Origin of the sequence: Cryobacterium sp. GrIS_2_6, from assembly GCF_035984545.1 — a bacterium.
Classification (GTDB): Bacteria; Actinomycetota; Actinomycetes; order Actinomycetales; family Microbacteriaceae; genus Cryobacterium.
Map to the genome: position 1 here is coordinate 3,323,388 of NZ_JAXCHP010000001.1, position 17,726 is coordinate 3,341,113.

16 protein-coding genes and 2 tRNA genes are annotated in these 17,726 nt (G+C 64.6%); 14 read left to right on the plus strand and 4 right to left on the minus strand.

Annotated elements, in window-relative coordinates; genetic code table 11:
* Window positions 1-145: 145 nt before the first annotated feature.
* From dnaN to RCH22_RS16230, 8 genes are all read left to right on the plus strand, one after another.
* On the plus strand, window positions 146-1,294 hold the full coding sequence (dnaN, locus tag RCH22_RS16195) for a DNA polymerase III subunit beta (protein ID WP_327014704.1): 1,149 nt from the start codon (window positions 146-148) through the stop codon (window positions 1,292-1,294).
* Window positions 1,295-1,302: 8 nt separating this feature from the next.
* Window positions 1,303-2,484 (plus strand): DNA replication/repair protein RecF, encoded by a 1,182-nt coding sequence (gene recF / locus RCH22_RS16200; RefSeq protein ID WP_327014705.1) that lies wholly within the window; start codon window positions 1,303-1,305, stop codon window positions 2,482-2,484.
* Window positions 2,477-2,965, plus strand: coding sequence for a DUF721 domain-containing protein (locus tag RCH22_RS16205; protein WP_134448564.1), 489 nt, complete (start codon window positions 2,477-2,479; stop codon window positions 2,963-2,965). The genes recF and RCH22_RS16205 overlap by 8 nt, the downstream gene beginning before the upstream one ends.
* Before the next feature lie 122 nt (window positions 2,966-3,087).
* Complete coding sequence (gene gyrB / locus RCH22_RS16210) at window positions 3,088-5,064, plus strand: DNA topoisomerase (ATP-hydrolyzing) subunit B (protein WP_327014706.1); 1,977 nt, start codon at window positions 3,088-3,090, stop codon at window positions 5,062-5,064.
* A 64-nt stretch (window positions 5,065-5,128) separates the two neighbouring features.
* Entirely contained in the window at window positions 5,129-7,639 is a 2,511-nt protein-coding gene (gene gyrA, locus RCH22_RS16215; protein WP_327015554.1) for a DNA gyrase subunit A, read from the plus strand.
* Window positions 7,632-8,042: a DUF3566 domain-containing protein gene (locus tag RCH22_RS16220; protein WP_134448568.1), complete on the plus strand. Its 411-nt coding sequence runs from the start codon at window positions 7,632-7,634 to the stop codon at window positions 8,040-8,042. The genes gyrA and RCH22_RS16220 overlap by 8 nt, the downstream gene beginning before the upstream one ends.
* Window positions 8,043-8,167: 125 nt before the next feature.
* Window positions 8,168-8,241, plus strand: a tRNA-Ile gene (locus RCH22_RS16225).
* 89 nt (window positions 8,242-8,330) lie between these two features.
* Window positions 8,331-8,403, plus strand: a tRNA-Ala gene (locus RCH22_RS16230).
* Window positions 8,404-8,487: 84 nt separating this feature from the next.
* On the opposite strand, the gene RCH22_RS16235 is transcribed toward RCH22_RS16230, so the two are convergent.
* Complete coding sequence (locus tag RCH22_RS16235; protein ID WP_327014707.1) at window positions 8,488-9,015, minus strand: hypothetical protein; 528 nt, start codon at window positions 9,013-9,015, stop codon at window positions 8,488-8,490.
* A gap of 122 nt (window positions 9,016-9,137) precedes the next feature.
* Between RCH22_RS16235 and RCH22_RS16240 the strand changes: the two genes are divergently transcribed.
* Together RCH22_RS16240 and RCH22_RS16245 are read left to right on the plus strand one after the other, a co-directional pair.
* Window positions 9,138-9,677: a peptidylprolyl isomerase gene (locus RCH22_RS16240; RefSeq protein ID WP_134448572.1), complete on the plus strand. Its 540-nt coding sequence runs from the start codon at window positions 9,138-9,140 to the stop codon at window positions 9,675-9,677.
* Window positions 9,678-9,832: 155 nt separating this feature from the next.
* On the plus strand, window positions 9,833-10,528 hold the full coding sequence (locus tag RCH22_RS16245; protein WP_327014708.1) for a rhomboid family intramembrane serine protease: 696 nt from the start codon (window positions 9,833-9,835) through the stop codon (window positions 10,526-10,528).
* Between the two features lie 78 nt (window positions 10,529-10,606).
* Here the strand turns inward: RCH22_RS16245 and RCH22_RS16250 are convergent, their stop codons facing one another.
* Entirely contained in the window at window positions 10,607-10,852 is a 246-nt protein-coding gene (locus RCH22_RS16250; RefSeq protein ID WP_134448576.1) for a cell division protein CrgA, read from the minus strand.
* Window positions 10,853-10,932: 80 nt separating this feature from the next.
* Here RCH22_RS16250 and RCH22_RS16255 point away from each other — a divergent pair, with 80 nt between their 5' ends.
* From RCH22_RS16255 to RCH22_RS16265, 3 genes are read left to right on the plus strand one after another with little or no spacing between them, the layout of a single operon-like run.
* Window positions 10,933-11,766 carry a class E sortase gene (locus RCH22_RS16255; protein ID WP_327014709.1) on the plus strand — a complete coding sequence of 278 codons (834 nt, stop codon included), beginning with the start codon at window positions 10,933-10,935 and terminating at the stop codon, window positions 11,764-11,766.
* A gap of 9 nt (window positions 11,767-11,775) precedes the next feature.
* The gene (locus RCH22_RS16260; protein WP_166787341.1) at window positions 11,776-11,937 is read left to right on the plus strand and encodes a hypothetical protein; all 162 of its coding nucleotides are present in this window, start codon (window positions 11,776-11,778) and stop codon (window positions 11,935-11,937) included.
* On the plus strand, window positions 11,934-12,572 hold the full coding sequence (locus RCH22_RS16265; protein ID WP_327014710.1) for a gamma-glutamyl-gamma-aminobutyrate hydrolase family protein: 639 nt from the start codon (window positions 11,934-11,936) through the stop codon (window positions 12,570-12,572). Before RCH22_RS16260 ends, RCH22_RS16265 begins: the two co-directional genes overlap by 4 nt.
* 103 nt (window positions 12,573-12,675) lie before the next feature.
* Here RCH22_RS16265 and RCH22_RS16270 read toward each other — a convergent pair whose 3' ends face one another.
* Complete coding sequence (locus RCH22_RS16270; protein WP_327014711.1) at window positions 12,676-14,334, minus strand: DUF222 domain-containing protein; 1,659 nt, start codon at window positions 14,332-14,334, stop codon at window positions 12,676-12,678.
* Between the two features lie 289 nt (window positions 14,335-14,623).
* On the opposite strand from RCH22_RS16270, the gene RCH22_RS16275 reads away from it, so the two are divergent.
* Complete coding sequence (locus RCH22_RS16275) at window positions 14,624-15,838, plus strand: hypothetical protein (RefSeq protein ID WP_327014712.1); 1,215 nt, start codon at window positions 14,624-14,626, stop codon at window positions 15,836-15,838.
* 166 nt (window positions 15,839-16,004) lie between these two features.
* Here RCH22_RS16275 and pknB read toward each other — a convergent pair whose 3' ends face one another.
* Window positions 16,005-17,702, minus strand: coding sequence for a Stk1 family PASTA domain-containing Ser/Thr kinase (gene pknB, locus RCH22_RS16280; protein ID WP_327014713.1), 1,698 nt, complete (start codon window positions 17,700-17,702; stop codon window positions 16,005-16,007).
* Window positions 17,703-17,726: the final 24 nt, after the last annotated feature.

Below are 17,726 nucleotides of genomic sequence, written 5' to 3' on the forward strand. Positions count from 1 at the left end.
GGTTAAGAAGATTAACAAAAACTTAAACTTCTCCCTGGCCGACAACCTTTCCTCCGAGGCCGGAGGAAATCGAGCGACGCCGGGGCCGTTGTGAGAACGACTACCATTGAGGCCAAACAGGTCTCCGACCGACAGGAGTGACTTCGTGAGATTTCAGGCCAACCGGGACGTTTTCAGCGAAGCCGTTTCTTTTGCTGTCAAACTCCTTCCCCAGCGCACCACGCTGCCCATTTTGAGCGGTGTGCTGATCGAAGCAACAGCGACCGGCCTGATCCTCTCGTCATTCGACTATGAGGTATCTGCGCAAACCGAAATCGCCGCAGAGGTCGAAGAAACCGGTCGGGTTCTCGTGTCCGGTCGCCTCCTCGCCGAGATCGCCAGCCGGATGCCGAACGCCCCCGTCACCTTCGTCACCAAGGACTCCCGCATCACGGTCAGCTGTGGAACCGCGAGCTTCACGCTCCTGTCCATGCCTGTCGAGGAATATCCAAGCATCCCGGTCGTCAGCGGCCAGGCCGGTCTGGTTCCCGCCGAAGATTTCGCCACTGCCGTCGCCCAGGTCGCCGTCGCCGCATCGCGTGACGACGTCACGCCGGTCATCACGGGTGTCCAGCTGCAGATCTCCGAAAACAGCCTGAGCCTCGTCGCGACAGACCGCTACCGTGTCGCCGTGCGAGAAATCGACTGGGACCCCGGAACGATGGTCGCGACAGACACGATCACCGCGCTCGTACCCGCTCGTACCCTGCAGGAAGTCGGCAAGACCTTCGGACACAGCGGAACGATCGCCATCGCGATCACCAACACCGACGATCGCGAACTGATCGCATTCACCGCCGATAAGAAGACCGTCACGAGCCTGTTGATCAAGGGAAACTACCCGCCGGTTCGCCGGTTGTTCCCCGACCAGGTCGACAACTACGCTGTGATGAATACCGCGGAACTCATCGAGGCAACCCGCCGTGTCGCTCTCGTGCTCGAACGCGAGGCTGCGCTGCGTTTCTCGTTCACGACCGACGGACTCACGCTCGAAGCGGTCGGCTCCGAACAGGCACAGGCCAAGGAATCCGTCGACGCGATCCTGTCCGGCGTCGAAACCGTTGTTTCCCTCAAGCCGCAATTCCTGCTGGACGGCCTCACGGCCGTGCATTCCGAATTCGTGCGTATTTCCTTTACGAAGACGGAAAACCCGAATAAGCCGGGCCCCGTCCTGATCACGAGCCAGAGTTCGCGCGACCAGCCGGGAGCTGACAGCTACAAGTACCTGCTCCAGCCGAACCTGCTGTTGCGCTAAGAACTCCGGTGCGGGTAACTCACCTGTCCCTGACCGACTTCCGCAACTACGCGCAGGTCGAGGTTCCGTTCCATCCTGGACCGAACCTCATCGTCGGGAGCAACGGCCAGGGTAAAACCAACCTGGTTGAGGCCCTCGGCTTCCTGAGCACACTGGGTTCGCACCGAGTGTCGACGACGGCCGCGATGATCAGGTCGGGTGAGGAATCCGCGATCATCCGGGCCAAACTCGAGTACAACGGCCGGGACCTCCTCGCCGAAGTGCAGATCAACCGCTCGGGACTGAACCGGGCGCAGATCAACCGTTCGGTGATCAAGACGAGGGAACTGCCGCGGTATTTCTCGAGCATCCTGTTCGCTCCGGAAGACCTCGCGCTCGTCCGCGGCGACCCGTCTGGACGACGCAGGTTTCTCGACCAGTTGCTCATTCTCCGGTCTCCGCGTCTCACCGGCGTGCTCGCCGACTACGACAGGGTGCTCCGGCAGCGCAATTCCCTGTTGAAATCGGCGAGGGCGTCCGGATTGCGCACAACCCAGCTCGGAACCCTCGAAGTGTGGGACGACCGTCTTGTGGAATTCGGTTCGGAGATCATCGACGAGCGGGCGAAGCTCGTCGAAGAGCTCGGCACACCCCTCCGCACTGCGTATGAGGCCGTCGTCGGCGCCGATCACGGGCCGGCCCTACTCGGCGCCCTCAGCATCCTCGGACTGGATGACACCCTCGGCAGCGAGGAGAGCACTCCCTCCGGAGCATCGGTCGCCACGAATGACGCCGGGGCGAAGGAGGCCGGGGCGACGGCCGACCTGTTCCGTGCGTCCCTGGCCGGCGTGCGCAGGAAGGAACTCGACCGTGGGATGACCCTCGTCGGACCGCATCGCGACGATGTGGTCTTCATGCTCAATGCCCTGCCAGCGCGTGGGTATGCGAGCCACGGCGAATCCTGGTCGTTCGCCCTCGCGCTCAAGCTCGCGGCCGCCGAACTCCTGCGCAGGGACTCCTCGAGTGGGGATCCGGTCCTCATCCTCGACGACGTCTTCGCCGAACTCGACCAATCGCGCCGCAGCCGCCTCGCAGCCGCGGTCCTGGGATTCGACCAGGTGCTCATCACGGCGGCCGTGTTCGAGGATGTCCCCAAGCAACTGGCCGCGCACACGATTCACATCCACGCCGGAGAGGTCATCGATGGCTGAGCAGAGCGAGGCCGCACGGGTCTACCTGCGCTTCAAGGACGTGTTCGGCGACCCGAACGCGAAGCGCGTCAAGGCGAGGCGCCGGGTGCGAGACGACACCGGCTCGAGTGTCCCGTTCGGCATCGGCCGCGATCCGCGTGGCCTCGGGGACACGATCGACTCCCTGACCCTGCAACTGGGCTGGAATTCACCCCTCGCGCAGTCGGAACTGCTCGCATCCTGGATCGAACTCGCCGGTGAGGAAACCTCGAAACACTCCACTCCCGCTGGCATCGACGAGGGCGTCCTGACCGTGCACTGCGAGTCGACGGCGTGGGCGACCCAGCTGCGCATGATGCGTGTCGAAATCATGACGCACATCTCGGTCCGGTATCCGGACGCGGGCATCCTGTCAATCCGTTTTCAGGGACCCAACGCTCCCTCCTGGAAAAAGGGTCCCAGATCAATTCCAGGGCGCGGTCCACGCGATACCTACGGCTAGGGAGCCAAAACAGGTCAACCGACTAGGCAAAACGCGTCAGATCCCCGTTTATGGCCGGGAGACCATGCCCTGTTTGGTAGACTCAAGGGTCGCCCGCGCGACGGTCAGGAGCTCCATAACAGATGTCAGTCGAACCATTGATCGAGCCGGAGCATGGATACGGCGCCGACGATATCCAGGTCCTCGAAGGACTTGAAGCCGTTCGGAAGCGCCCCGGTATGTATATCGGGTCGACCGGTCCCCGAGGTCTGCACCACCTGGTCTACGAGATTGTGGACAACTCGGTGGACGAGGCCCTCGCGGGACACTGCGACACGATCGGCATCGAGATCCTCGCCGACGGAGCCGTGCGCGTCGCCGACAACGGGCGAGGCATCCCCGTCGACATCCACAAGGCGGAGGGCCGTTCGACGGTCGAGGTCGTCCTGACCGTGCTCCACGCCGGTGGAAAATTCGGCGGCGGCGGTTATTCGGTCTCCGGTGGCCTCCACGGCGTCGGAAGCTCCGTGGTCAACGCGCTGTCCTCCCGGCTCGACGTCGCGGTTCGCCGTCAGGGCCACGTGTGGCGGCAGAGCTTCCACGACGGTGTCCCGGTCGCCCCGCTGAGCCAGGACGAAGCCTCCGAGGAAACCGGAACGACGATCACGTTCTGGCCGAGCGCCGAGACCTTCGAGACCACGGACTTCGACTTCGAAACCCTGCGGGCGCGCTTCCAGCAGATGGCGTTCCTTAATAAGGGACTCACCATCACGCTCACCGACGAACGGCCGGAGCACCTCGACGCAGAGGGCGCCCCGATGCACAAGACCTTCATGTACGAGAAGGGACTCGTCGACTACGTCGAGTATCTCAACCGTGCGAAGAAGGCCGAACTCGTCAACGAGGAGATCATCTCATTCGACTTCGAAGACCACGAACGCAAGATGGCGCTCGAAGTGGCCATGCAGTGGACCACCGCGTATACGGAGAGCGTCCACACCTACGCGAACACCATCAACACCCATGAGGGCGGCACCCACGAAGAGGGTTTCCGCGCAGCGCTCACGACCCTCGTCAACAAGTACGCGAGGGAAAAGGGCATCCTCAAGGAAAAGGATGACAACCTCACCGGCGACGATGTGCGTGAAGGCCTGACCGCGGTCGTGTCGATCAAACTCGCCGAACCGCAGTTCGAGGGCCAGACCAAGACGAAGCTCGGCAACACCGAGGCGAAGTCCTTCGTGCAGAAGGTCGCCAACGACCAGCTCTCCGACTGGTTCAACCGCAACCCGATCCCGGCCAGGGAGATCATCCGTAAGGCTCTCCAGGCCTCGAATGCCCGGATGGCTGCCCGCAAGGCCCGCGAAACCGCCCGGCGCAAGGGCCTCCTCGAGGGTGGCGGCATGCCGGGCAAGCTCAAGGACTGCCAGAGCAAGGACCCCTCGCTCTCGGAGATCTTCATCGTCGAGGGTGACTCGGCCGGCGGCTCCGCCGTGCAGGGTCGTAACCCGGAATACCAGGCGATTCTGCCCCTTCGCGGAAAGATCCTGAACGTGGAGAAGGCCCGTCTCGACCGTGCCCTCGGAAACGCCGAGGTCCAGGCCATGATCACGGCCTTCGGCGCCGGCATGGGCGAGGAATTCAACCCGGATAAAGTGCGATATCACAAGATCGTCCTGATGGCCGATGCGGATGTCGACGGCCAGCACATCACGACCCTCCTGCTGACCCTGTTGTTCCGGTATATGCGGCCGCTCATCGACCTCGGCTACGTGTACCTCGCGCAGCCGCCGCTGTACCGGCTCAAATGGACGAATGCCCCGCACGAATACGTCTACTCCGACAAGGAGCGCGACGCGCTGCTCGCCGACGGCGCTGCTGCGGGCAAGCGGATCCCCAAGGACAACGGCATCCAGCGCTACAAGGGCCTCGGCGAGATGGACTACAAGGAGCTGTGGGAAACCACGATGGCGCCTGAGACCCGCACGCTGCTCCAGGTCACGCTCGACGACGCAGCGGCTGCGGACGAGATTTTCTCCACACTGATGGGCGAGGACGTCGAGTCCCGCCGCAACTTCATCCAGAAGAACGCGAAGGACGTGCGTTTCCTTGACATCTGACGAGACCACCAACAATACGACCAACGAAGAGACTGCAGCGGAGGCCGCCGCGAAGGCGGCTCATCTGGAGCAGCACGGCAAGATCGACCAGGTCGACCTGCAGCTCGAGATGCAGCGTTCCTATCTCGACTACGCCATGAGCGTCATCGTCGGGCGTGCGCTTCCCGACGTGCGCGACGGCATGAAGCCCGTGCACCGCCGCGTGATCTACGCCATGTTCGACGGCGGCTACCGCCCGGACAAGGCTTTCAGCAAGTGCGCGCGCGTCGTCGGCGACGTGATGGGCCAGTTCCACCCCCACGGTGACTCCTCCATCTACGATGCCCTCGTCCGTCTGGTGCAGCCTTGGAGCCTGCGGTACCCGCTCGCCCTGGGGCAGGGAAACTTCGGCTCCCCCGGAAACGACGGCGCTGCCGCCCCGCGGTACACCGAGACGAAGATGGCCCCGCTCGCCCTCGAAATGGTGCGCGACATCGACGAGGACACCGTCGACTTCCAGGACAACTACGACGGCCGCACGCTCGAACCCACCGTGCTCCCCTCGCGCTTCCCGAACCTGCTCGTCAACGGTTCGGTCGGCATCGCGGTCGGCATGGCCACCAACATCCCGCCGCACAACCTGCGCGAGGTGTCCGCCGGCGCCCTCTGGTACCTGCAGAACCCGGACGCGACCCGCGAGGAGCTTCTGGAAGCCCTCATCCAGCGGATCAAGGGACCAGACTTCCCCACCGGCGCCCAGATCCTCGGGATCAAGGGCATCCAGGATGCCTATCGCACCGGTCGCGGGTCCATCACGATGCGGGCCGTCGTCAGCATCGAAGAGCTCCAGGGTCGCACCTGCCTCGTGATCACCGAGCTGCCGTACCAGGTCAACCCGGACAACCTCGCGATCAAGATCGCCGACCTCGTCAAGGACGGCAAGATCGGCGGCATCGCCGACATCCGCGATGAGACCTCCGGCCGCACCGGCCAGCGCCTCGTGATCGTGCTCAAGCGCGACGCGGTCGCGAAGGTCGTCCTGAACAACCTCTACAAGCACACCCCGCTGCAGGAGAACTTCGGCGCGAACATGCTCGCGATCGTCGACGGTGTACCCCGCACGCTGCCCCTCGATGGTTTCGTCTCCGCCTGGGTCGACCACCAGGTCGACGTCATCGTGCGGCGCACGCAGTTCCGGCTCAACAAGGCCGAAGCGGATGCTCACATCCTTCGCGGGTATCTCAAGGCCCTCGACGCCCTCGACGAGGTGATCGCGCTCATCCGACGGTCTCCGACCGTCGACGACGCCCGCACCGGCCTGATGGACCTCCTGGACGTGGACAAGCTCCAGGCCGACGCCATCCTGACCATGCAGCTGCGCCGCCTCGCGGCCCTGGAACGTCAGAGGATCATCGACCAGGCCGCCGAACTCGAGCTGCAGATCGTCGAGTTCCAGTCGATCCTCGCGAGCCCGGAGCGCCAGCGCACGATCATCAGCGACGAACTCACCGAGATCACCACGAAATTCGGCGACGACCGGCGGACTGAGATCATGTTCGGCTTCGACGGCGACATGTCGGTCGAAGACCTCATCCCCGAAGAGGAGATGGTGGTCACCGTCACGCGGGGCGGCTACATCAAGCGCACTCGCAGCGACAACTACCGTAACCAGCACCGTGGCGGCAAGGGCGTCAAGGGCGCCCAGCTGCGCGCGGACGACGTCGTGGAACACTTCTTCGTCACGACCACCCACCACTGGCTGCTGTTCTTCACGAACACCGGCCGGGTCTATCGCGCGAAGGCGTACGAGGCCCAGGAATCCGGTCGCGACGCGAAGGGCCAGCACGTTGCCAACCTGCTCGCACTTCAGCCGGGCGAGGAGATCGCGCAGATCCTCGACATCCGCGACTATGGGGCGGCCCAGTACCTCACGCTCGCCACTCGCGACGGCCTGATCAAGAAGACGGCCCTGAGCGAGTACGACACGAACCGTACCGGCGGAATCATCGCGATCAAGCTGCGCGAGGGCGACGAGCTCGTCTCCGCGCTGCTCGTCGAGGAAGACTCGGACCTGCTGCTCGTCTCCAGGAAGGGCATGTCGATCCGGTTCACAGCGAGCGATGAAGCCCTCCGGCCGATGGGCCGCAGCACCTCCGGCGTGATCGGGATGCACTTCCGCGGTGATGACCGGCTTCTCGACGCCTCCGTTGTCTCCGACGACGGCTACGTGTTCGTCGTGACGGAGGGCGGATACGCCAAGCGCACCGCGGCCGATCAATACCGCCTGCAGAACCGTGGCGGACTCGGTATCAAGGTCGCCAAACTCAACGATGATCGCGGGGACCTCGTCGGGTCCCTTATCGTGGATGATGAGGACGAAGTACTCGTGGTCCTTGCCAGTGGCAAGGTGGTACGCTCTGACGTCGCAGAAGTCCCTGCCAAGGGACGGGACACGATGGGCGTCGTCTTCGCTAAGTTTGCGGAAGAAGACCGGATCATCGCCATTGCGAAGAACTCCGAACGTAACCTGATCGTCGAGGAAACTGCGGACGAGCCGGAGAGCGATTCGGGAGAGGAAGAACCGTTAGATGAGTAGTGTTGCTGAGAAACTTGCCAAGAAGTCCGGCCGGAGGCCCACTGTGACAACCAAGCAGGTGCGGCTCAAGCTGGTGTACATCGACTTCTGGTCGGCGGTGAAGCTGTCGTTCCTAATCGCCCTGTGCCTCGGCATCGTGACCATCGTCGCGACCTTCCTGATTTTCACGGTGCTCAACGGCACCGGGATCTTCGGCAAGATCGACGCACTGTACGCCGATATCGCGGGGTCTTCCTCCGATCTGGCCAGCATCCTGTCCATCGGCAATGTCATGGGCTTCGCTGTCGTCGTGGCGGTGCTGAACACGGTCGTCATCACGGCCCTGGGTGCCGTTTACGCCGTGCTGTACAACCTGAGCGTGAAGATCACCGGCGGACTGCTCGTCGGCTTCACGAATAACTAGCTCGACCTTCTCCACCCGCGTCACCCGCGTCACCGCCGCTCCCAATCGGGCAGCATCCGAATCGAATCGGCTGCTCGATTGGGAGAAACCGGAGGTTTCCGGTAGTCTCAAATCTGCCCAATAAGGGGGATATAGCTCAGTTGGTTAGAGCGCTTCACTGATAATGAAGAGGTCCCAGGTTCAAATCCCGGTATCCCCACGCAGTTACAGTTTCACGCAGTCGCAGTTCTATGCAGTAGCAGTTATAAGACGTACCGGCCGTTCCGGCCATCACCCCCGTGAATGTACGGGGCCATAGCTCAATTGGTAGAGCGCCTGCTTTGCAAGCAGGAGGTCCGGGGTTCGATTCCCCGTGGCTCCACAATCTGCACGAGAATGACTACTGCACGAGAATGACAGAAGGCCCGCATCCAGTGGATGCGGGCCTTCTGTGTGTCTCTGTCTGTTACGACTCGACGGACGTTTCGTTCTTGGGCTCGTCGTCGGCGACCCAGAGCTCGTCATCGGCGCGGAACGTCTGCCAGACGGCGTACGCGACTCCTGCGGCGGCGGCCAGGGCGACACCGAGCGCGATGTATGCGCCGGCCCCCGGGCCCTTCTTCTCGATCACAACGGGCTGCTGGAAGTGCAGGCGGCTGAGGGCCGCACGAACGCGGGCATCCCTGGCGACGTCTCCGACGCTCATGACGGTGCCGATAGCAGTGCCGATGCCGGGAAGCACCTTCGTGACGACCTGGCTGCGCACATCCTCTGCGAGATCCTGGGTTGCCTGGATCTTCGGGCGTACCAACTGGTCGTAGCTGTCGCGGACACGGGGAACGACTTCCTCGCGGGTGAGCACCCCCGCCTGGTGTGCGGCATCACGTGCGAGCACGTTTGCCCGATCGAGAACCTCCTGCTGGTGGTTCCACAACTCGTCTGCGCTCTTGCGCAGCTTCGTAAGTTCCTTGCGGCGCTTGCGTGACAGGCTCATCTGGACCCTCCATCGATGTCATGTGGCGAACACCATCCATCTTGCCACGCAATACCGCAAGAGGGCTTCGGATGGCGTGGACGGTCAGGATCTGTCTTCGCGCCTGTGCAAGAATTGACCCCATGTCAAAGCACACCGCCGTCGCAACGCTCAATACATCGCTCGGACCGATCAAGGTCAACCTCTTCGGCAACCACGCGCCGAAGACGGTGAAGAACTTCGTGGGCCTCGCCACCGGCGAGATCGAATGGAAGCACCCCGGCACTGGCAAGGTCTCGAAGACCCCCCTCTATGACGGCACCGTCTTCCACCGCATCATCAAGGACTTCATGATCCAGGCCGGCGACCCGCTCGGCCAGGGCACCGGTGGCCCCGGCTTCCAGTTCGACGACGAGATCAGCCCCGACCTCGACTTCACCCAGCCGTACGTCTTCGCGATGGCCAACGCCGGCATCCAGGGTGGCCGCGGCACCAACGGGTCGCAGTTCTTCATCACGGTCGTCCCGACCACGTGGCTGCAGGGCAAGCACACCATCTTCGGCGCCGTCGAGGACGAAGCCTCCCGCGCCATCGTCGCGAAGCTTGCCACCGTGCCGACCGATGGCCGTGACCGTCCCCTCACCGAGGTCGTCATCGAGTCCGTCACCGTCGAGCAGGTCTAGGCCCACTTCGAATGACTGACCTGCCCGGATCCGCAGCCAATTTCTGCTATCGGCATCCGGGCAGGCAAAGTTTCATTCTCTGTCAGCGTTGCGGGCGCACCATCTGCCCGGAGTGCCAGACACAGGCCGCCGTCGGCGTAATCTGCCCCGAGTGCATGAAGGAGCAGCGGCAGAACGCCCCGCGCACCCGCCCGGCCCTGCTGACCCGCATCTCCTCAAGCCGTGGGCCGGTCGTCACGTACGGCATCATCGGGGTCACCTTCGCGGTGTTCCTGCTGCAGCTCGTCCCCGGATTCGACGTGACGAGCGCATTGCTCTATGCGGGCATCTATTCGTACCCCGGCAGTTTCGAGCCCTGGCGAATGCTCACCAGTGTCTTCGTCCACTCGACCAGCTTCATCTTCCACGTGCTTCTCAACATGTACACACTGTGGATATTCGGCCAGATCCTCGAGGGGATGCTCGGCCGCGGTCGATTCCTCGTCCTGTACCTTCTGAGTGGTCTCGCGGGTTCGCTCGGGGTGCTGTTCCTCGCTGGTCCGCTCACACCGGTCGTCGGGGCGTCCGGTGCCATCTTCGGCCTGATGGGCGCGTTCCTGGTGATCCAGAGGCGCCTCGGGGGCAACTCAACACAATTGCTGATCCTGGTCGGAATCAACCTCGTGATCGGCTTCCTGCCGAACCTCAATGTTGCCTGGCAGGCGCATGTCGGCGGCCTGATCGGCGGGGCGATCCTCGGCCTGATCTACGTGCAGACCCGGCGCAGCAAGCACCAGTCGCTGCAGAACTTGCTTGTCGCTGGCTTCGCGATCGTGCTCGTCGCCCTGAGTTTCGTCAAGTTCCTGGGCTGAAAGTTATCCACAGGTCTGTCCACAACTGGGGATAATTACACCGGTGTAATTGGCCCCTAAAAGGGGGTAGCCGAGAGGTTAACGCCAGCGGGTCGTCATCAGGAAGCCGACGAAGGCGATCCCGAATCCAACGAGGATGTTCCAGGAGCCGAGGCCGGCGATCGGCAGGGTGCCCTGGCTCACGTAGAAGACGATGATCCACGCCAGTCCGATGAGCATGAAGCCGAACATGACTGGTTTGAACCAGACGGCGTTCGGGGCGTCCTCGCCAGAGCGAACGACCTCGGTGCGGGCGGGCTTGGTGCGGGGATTCGTTCGTGCCATGCCTGCGATTCTAGCGCCATTGCCCATCAGGCGACCTCTCCAGGGCCTGCCGGCCACCACTGCCGATTAGAATCGGAACCATGTCCGACGCCACCCCGCCCGCTGCGCAAACGGAGAGTCGCCGCGAGCGGCGCGCTTCCCGGCGCCGCAGGCCGGTGAGCGTGATCGGTGTCATCGGTGAAGTGCTCATCACGGGAGGCGTGCTCGTCTTCCTTTTCATCGCCTGGCAACTGTGGTGGAACGACCTCGTCGTTGCCGGGGAACAAGCGAGCGCGGCCAACCAGATCAGCCAGCAGTGGATCGGCGACGCGCAGGCGGCCAGCGCGACGCCAACGCCGACCGCCACGAACACGCCGAGGGCCGTTCCCGTCCAGACGCCGGGCTTCGGGACTCCCGTCGTCAGCGTCGCCCCCGCGGAGGCGCAGCCGTTCGCCGTGCTGTACGTGCCCCGCTATGGCTCCGCGTACTCGCGCACCATCGCTGAGGGCGTCGGCCACAACGTGCTCAACAGCCCACGCCTCGGTATCGGGCACTACCCCGGCACTCAGATGCCCGGCGAGGTCGGGAACTTCGTCGTGGCGGCACACCGCAGCGCCAACGGCGGCGGCATGCACCTGATCAACGAGCTGCAGCTCGGCGACCCCATTTTCGTGCAGACGGCCGACGGGTACTACACATATCGGTTCCGTGACCTGGAATACGTGCAACCGACCGACGTCGGCGTGCTCGCCGCCGTCCCGCACGCACCGGGGGCGACCGCGACCGATCGCATCATTACCCTCACGAGTTGCAATCCGCTCTATTCGACGGCGGAACGCATCATCGCCTACGGCGTCTTCGATTCCTGGCAGCCCATCACGGCCGGCCCGCCCGCGGAACTCGCCGCCATCATCGCAGCCCAGGCCGCGGGCTAGGAGGCTCATATGTACGCAGCACTGTGGCGGGTCCTCCCCGGCCCGCTCTGGCTCCGCATCCTCCAGGTGCTGGTGCTCATCGCTCTTGTCCTCTTCGTCCTCGCCACGTGGGTTTTCCCGTGGGTGGACACCATCGTCAACAGCCAGGAATCGACGGTCGGCACCCCATGACCCGCATACTCGTCATCGACAACTACGACAGCTTCGTCTACACCCTCAACGGCTACCTGATGGAGCTCGGAGCTGAGACCGAGGTCGTGCGAAACGACGCGTTCGCGCCGGAGGATGCCGCAGCGCGCATCGCCGAGTTCGACGGTGTGCTGCTCTCGCCGGGGCCGGGGAAGCCTGCCGACGCGGGAGTGTCCATTGCAGTCGTGCTGGCCGCGTTCGAGGCCGGCTCGCCGCTCTTCGGCGTGTGCCTGGGGCACCAGGCGATCGCTGAAGCCTTCGGGGCCACGGTGACGAACGCCGAGGAGCTCATGCACGGCAAGACGAGCCAGGTCACGCACGACGACAGCGCTTTCTACGCGGGCGTTCCGCAGCCCTTCACGGCGACCCGGTACCACTCGCTCGCCGTCGTCGATTCCACCGTTCCGAGCGACCTCGTCGTGACCTCGCGCACGGCCGGCGGCGTGATCATGGGGCTGCGGCACTCATCCGCTCCGATTCTCGGCGTGCAGTTCCACCCGGAATCGGTCCTGACCGAGGGCGGCTACCTCATGCTTGCCAACTGGCTGGCCCTCACCGGCCTGCCAGAGGCTCAGGAGACCGCGCGAGGACTCCACCCCATACTCAAGCTTTCCTAGGGTTAGTCCGCACGGCTGTGCTCCGAAGCGAGGGGCCACGGTCGCTCCGTTAGAGTGTTCGTTTCGACGGTTCAACGTTTCGACGCTGGGTGGTCGCGCCCGGTCAGTCGCGGTTGGGTGGTCCGGTGAGGACCTGGTGGGCGCGGTGTCGGTTCGGTGGCCGCCAGAGCCGGTGCGGGTCGATCAACCCGGGGGCCCGCACTTGCGGTGAGCCTTTCACCATCCGGATCTCCCACCCCGAGGTGTCGATGGTGTGGTGGTGGAACCAGCACAGGAGCACCCCGTTGTCCACGTTCGTTGGGCCGCCGGTGGCCCACGGCTTCACGTGGTGCACTTCGGCCCAGTGCGCCGGGGCTTTGCAGCCGGGGATGATGCAGCCGCCGTCCCGGGCGGTGATGGCCCGGCGTTGGGCCCGGTTGAAGTAGCGCCGTTCCGGACCAAGCTTGAGGACTTGGTTGTTCGCCCCGAACAGGACCCCTTGGAAGCCACCGTCACAGATCCGCTGACGCACCGTCTTGAGCGACACCGGCGCTTCGACCCCGTCGATCCACCCGACCCCGACCCCGGAGGCGAGGTCGGCCGCGTTCACGTGCACCATCACCGTCGGCGCCGACCCGCCCATGCTGGGCGTGTCCGTGTCGCGGGCCGCGTGTTCGAACAAGGCCCGGAGGATGTCGGCGCGTTTCTCCCCGCCCGTGCGGGTGTCCGCGCGCCGCTCCCGCAGCGCCGCTTCGATCACGTCAAGCTCCGGGCCCGTGTCGGTGCCGGTGCCCGCTGACTCGGCGCCGGGAATCAACTGCCCCGAATCCATGAGCGCCTGTTCCTCGGCGGTAGGGAACGCCGGGCGGGCGTGGAAGCTCAGGAAGGCGTCGAAGAGGGTGTTCATCACCCCGAACAGTTCCGGTGTCACCCCACCCTTCACCGGATACAAGCCGTTCTTGAGTTGTCCGAAGCCGATGTTGGACTTCGCCTCGAACACGTCCTCCTGCGGGAGCACCCCGTCGGGGTCCAGGGCCGCCTGCCACTGCGCGACCATGCCCCGGACCAGGTCCGTCGCCGCAGGCACCCCGGCGCCGGCGAGGATCTCGGTCTCCGGGGTGATCCACCCGGCCGCCGTGGCGACCAGGGCACGCTCGGCGACCTCGACCTCCGCCGGGACCGCCCGGTGACTGACCGACCCGAGCCCCGTCGTGATCAGCTCGGCCGCTTCCACCCCGATGTCCCCCGCGGTCAACGCGGCCCCCACCACCGGGAACAACGGCGGCAACACCGCCAACCCCGCCCGGCGGGGCAACACCGCGTCCCCGAGCTTGATGCGCCGCTTCACTTCCCGCCCCGACACCCGCGTCACCCGGGTCAACACATCCCACGGGCCCCGGCAACCCATCTTCCACGCCAGGCCTTCCCGGCCCAGCACCCGCGCCCGCCGGTCCACATCCGTCGCCGTATTCACCCGGGCCGCATCCACCGTCCGCCCGATGGCCTCCACTTCTTTCAGTGTCGTGACCGCTTCCGCATCGCTGAGCAAGCCCACCGGGATGGCCGCCAGTGCGTCTGCGAGAGCCGAACGCGCCTCGGCGAGCCGGGCGACAGCATCCGCATGAACCGACGGCACCGACCCGGCCAGACCGTCAGCGCCCTCGAAACCCACGGCAACCGCAACCGCATGGGCCGACTCAACGCTCACGGTGGGCTGATCCCCATCGGCCCCGGAACGGGGTGTCTGCGGGGTGTGTGACTGGGGATCTGAAGCTCCTGCCATACCCCGATTCTACCGCGAATCGGACAGGAATTCGAGACTTACTCACATAATTTTGGGCTTCTCATCGTGAGTTTCAGACCTGAAGCGGCCTTACGATTTCGGTGAGATGCGCATAGCCTGTTCCGGTGATTGAAACCGGCCGGCCGTGAGCGCGAAGGCCGTCATTTGTCCCCGCGGCCACGAAAGCGTCCGTATCGTCCGAGATGGAATCCAACGTGAGGGCGGACGGCCCAAGCAGCGTTGGCGCTGCGTGCTCCCGGACGGGTCCTATCACCGATTTCTCGGAGTAATGAGTCGAACGATCACGGTTGACTCAACCTGCGTGGAGTGCGAGAACCATATCGCACCTCATGTTGGGCCCGTCGCTCCGGCCGAGGGCGAGTACCTGGTGCGGGAGATCGCCGGTGCGCTCGTGGACATCGGCCGCGGCCAGACCTATACCGACGCCGCACTGCGGGTCCGGGCCCGAGCGAACATCGGGAAGACGGGCGAACGCAAAGATGTCATCAACGGCCAGACCGTCGCGGACTGGATGGCCGACTTCGTTCCGGCCGTCGCCGCCCGCCACGAGCAGACACGGTGGCCTGCAGTGCTAGTGCTGGACTCGTCGACGTTCAGCTGGACCGACCCGTTGACGACCAAGAGCCTGGCGCTCTTCTTCATCCTGGCCGCGTATGGATACGACAAGGACGGGAAAAACGGCCGACTCTGGAAACTCGAAGCCTCACCCTCCAGCGACACCGCAGCGTGGGCGGAATTCCTCAGCTCTTTGCCCGGGAAACCAGACTCAATCGTCTGCGATCAGGACGTCGCCATCATCGGCGCCATCAACGTCCACTGGGGACAATGGGCCGCCGTGAACCTTGTCCACCACTGCGAACACCACCTCAGCGAGCGAGCCCTGGCCGCGTTCAAAAGCGACAAACTCGACTCCGACGACCCCGTCCGGACCCTCTTTCATGGAGCCTTCACCTCGCGAGAGAAGTGGGACGCGTTCGAGGCTGAAATCACCAGCCGGCCACGACTGCTGCTGACGAACAGCTGGCTCGCCAGGAACGTCACCTGGATGCGAGGACAGACACAGGGGCGCTCACGGATCCCACCCGTCTACTCCAACAGCGCCGTCGAACAACCCTTGCGAGAGATCCGGGCGATGATCCGACCCCGCGCATTCGTGTTCAGGAACCGAGCCCGACTGAACAATGTCCTGATTCTCATGCGCTTGGCGCGCCTTCGCGTGGACACCGCCACCGACTACGCCAGCGACATCCGCGACTTCCTCAGCAAGCACGACGGCCACCCACCTCGCACCTACCGAGCTACCTATGACAAAACGGCCAACGCGGACGGTGAGATCCTCCTCAGCAGCCTCTGGGCGCCCAAAGCCCAACTCGCGATGGCCGAAGCACGCGCGAAGAAAGCTCGCGCTCGAGTTCAGGCCCGCGAAATCGCAGAGGCCAAGGAATCCAAACTCAAACTCGACTCCATCTCACCGAAATCGTAAGGCCGATCCGATGACGAGTACGCCGAGTCTTCGGTGGCTAACTCAGGAGATTCGCCAGGGCGGGCCGCACCGGCCCGCGGACCAGTGCTGCCGATTCCACCCAGCCACAACGATTTCCTGAGTTAGCCACACTCACCAGCTTCCGCGCTCCTGCGGGAGGGTGGAACTACTTGGCGCAGTAGGTGAGCGCGACTTCGGATTTCTGTTGCACGTCGCCGGGGGCCTGGGATTGCTTGGTGACCGGAGAGCCCGGCTGACTGGCACAGGTCGTGTCCGGGGTCGGCATGGGCACGAGCTGTACTGACGCGCCCTGCAACAGCTCACTCGCGGCTGTCAGAGACTGGCCGACGAGGTTCGGCAGGGTGACGAGGCCGCTGGAGATGAAGAGATCGACGGTGTCGCCGGTCTGGGTACTGGCCGACAGTGCCGGGTCGGTGCGCAGCACAAGGTTGGGCGCGATCGTCGCAGAGTTCTCCTTGGTGATCGACCCTGGCAGGAGCCCGAGAGCACTGATCGCGGCCTGGGCGTCGGCGATCGGCAGGTTCGTGACATCGGGCACCGTCACGGGCTGCGGACCCGTTGATACGTAGACCTTGATCACATCGGTCGGTTGGGCAATCGTTCCAGCGGGCGGGTCTGTGCGGGTGACCTTGTCCTTGGGGACCGTTGCGCTGGCCTCCTGGGCCATCGTGGCAGCGAGGTCGGACTCGATGAGGGTGTTCTGGGCGGTCTCGTAGCTCTGGCCGACCAACGAGGGCACCTTCCGGGAGTTGTCCGGGAGGTCGCTGCTGGGGGTGAGGCTGAAGGCCCAGATCATCACGGAAAGCACGATCACGATCACGCTGAGGATGCCGGCCCAGATCCAGATGACCGGGGGCCGTCGCTGGGTGCGCACCATTGTGGCGTCCTCGGCGAGTTGTTTGAGCGCGAGCTCCGATCCGGAGGTCGCCGTGGGCGGTGCGCCGAAAAGGCTCGCGGTGGCCTCATCGACGGGGCGGTGCAGCGGGATCACGCCGGAGCCGGCGATCTCGACATCCGTTCGGAATTCGACGGCGCTCTGGTACCGGGCGAAACGGTCCTTCTCAAGGGCGCGCATCACGACGACGTCGAGTGCCGGGGAAACCTTGGGGTTGATCGAGCTGGGGGCGACCGGTGTCTCGCTGACGTGCTGGTAGGCGACGGCGACCGGCGTGTCGCCGCGGAAGGGCGCGCGGCCGGTGAGCATCTCGAAGAGGACGACGCCGGTGGAGTACAGGTCCGTGCGTGCGTCGACGGATTCGCCCTTGGCCTGCTCCGGGGAGAAATACGAGGCCGTGCCGAGGATCGCCGTGGTCTGGGCGACCGTCGTCGAGGAATCCGAGATGGCCCTGGCGATGCCGAAGTCCATCACCTTCACCTGGCCGGTCTTGGTGATCATGATGTTGCCGGGCTTGATGTCGCGGTGCACGACACCCGCGCGGTGCGAGTACTCGAGCGCCGTCAGTACGCCGTCGATGATGCGCACGGCCTCGGTGGCCTGGACCGGGCCTTCGCGGATGATGTCCTTGAGCAGGCGTCCGTCGACGAATTCCATCACGATGAACGGAATCTGCGATTCGAGGCCGCCGGGTTCTCCGACGGTCTCCTCGCCGGCGTCGAAGACACGCACGATCGTGGGGTGCGCCATTCGCGCCGCGGCCTGGGCCTCCTGGCGGAAGCGGGTGCGGAAGGCGGGATCGGCCGCGAGGGACGACTTCAGGAGCTTGATCGCAACCGTGCGGCCGAGCCGCGCGTCGGTGCCGATATGCACGTCGGACATGCCGCCGCGACCAATGAGTGCCCCCACTCGATAGCGACCTGCGAGCAGGCGGCCTTCATCACTCACAGACTCACTCCCACTCTTGTCGAC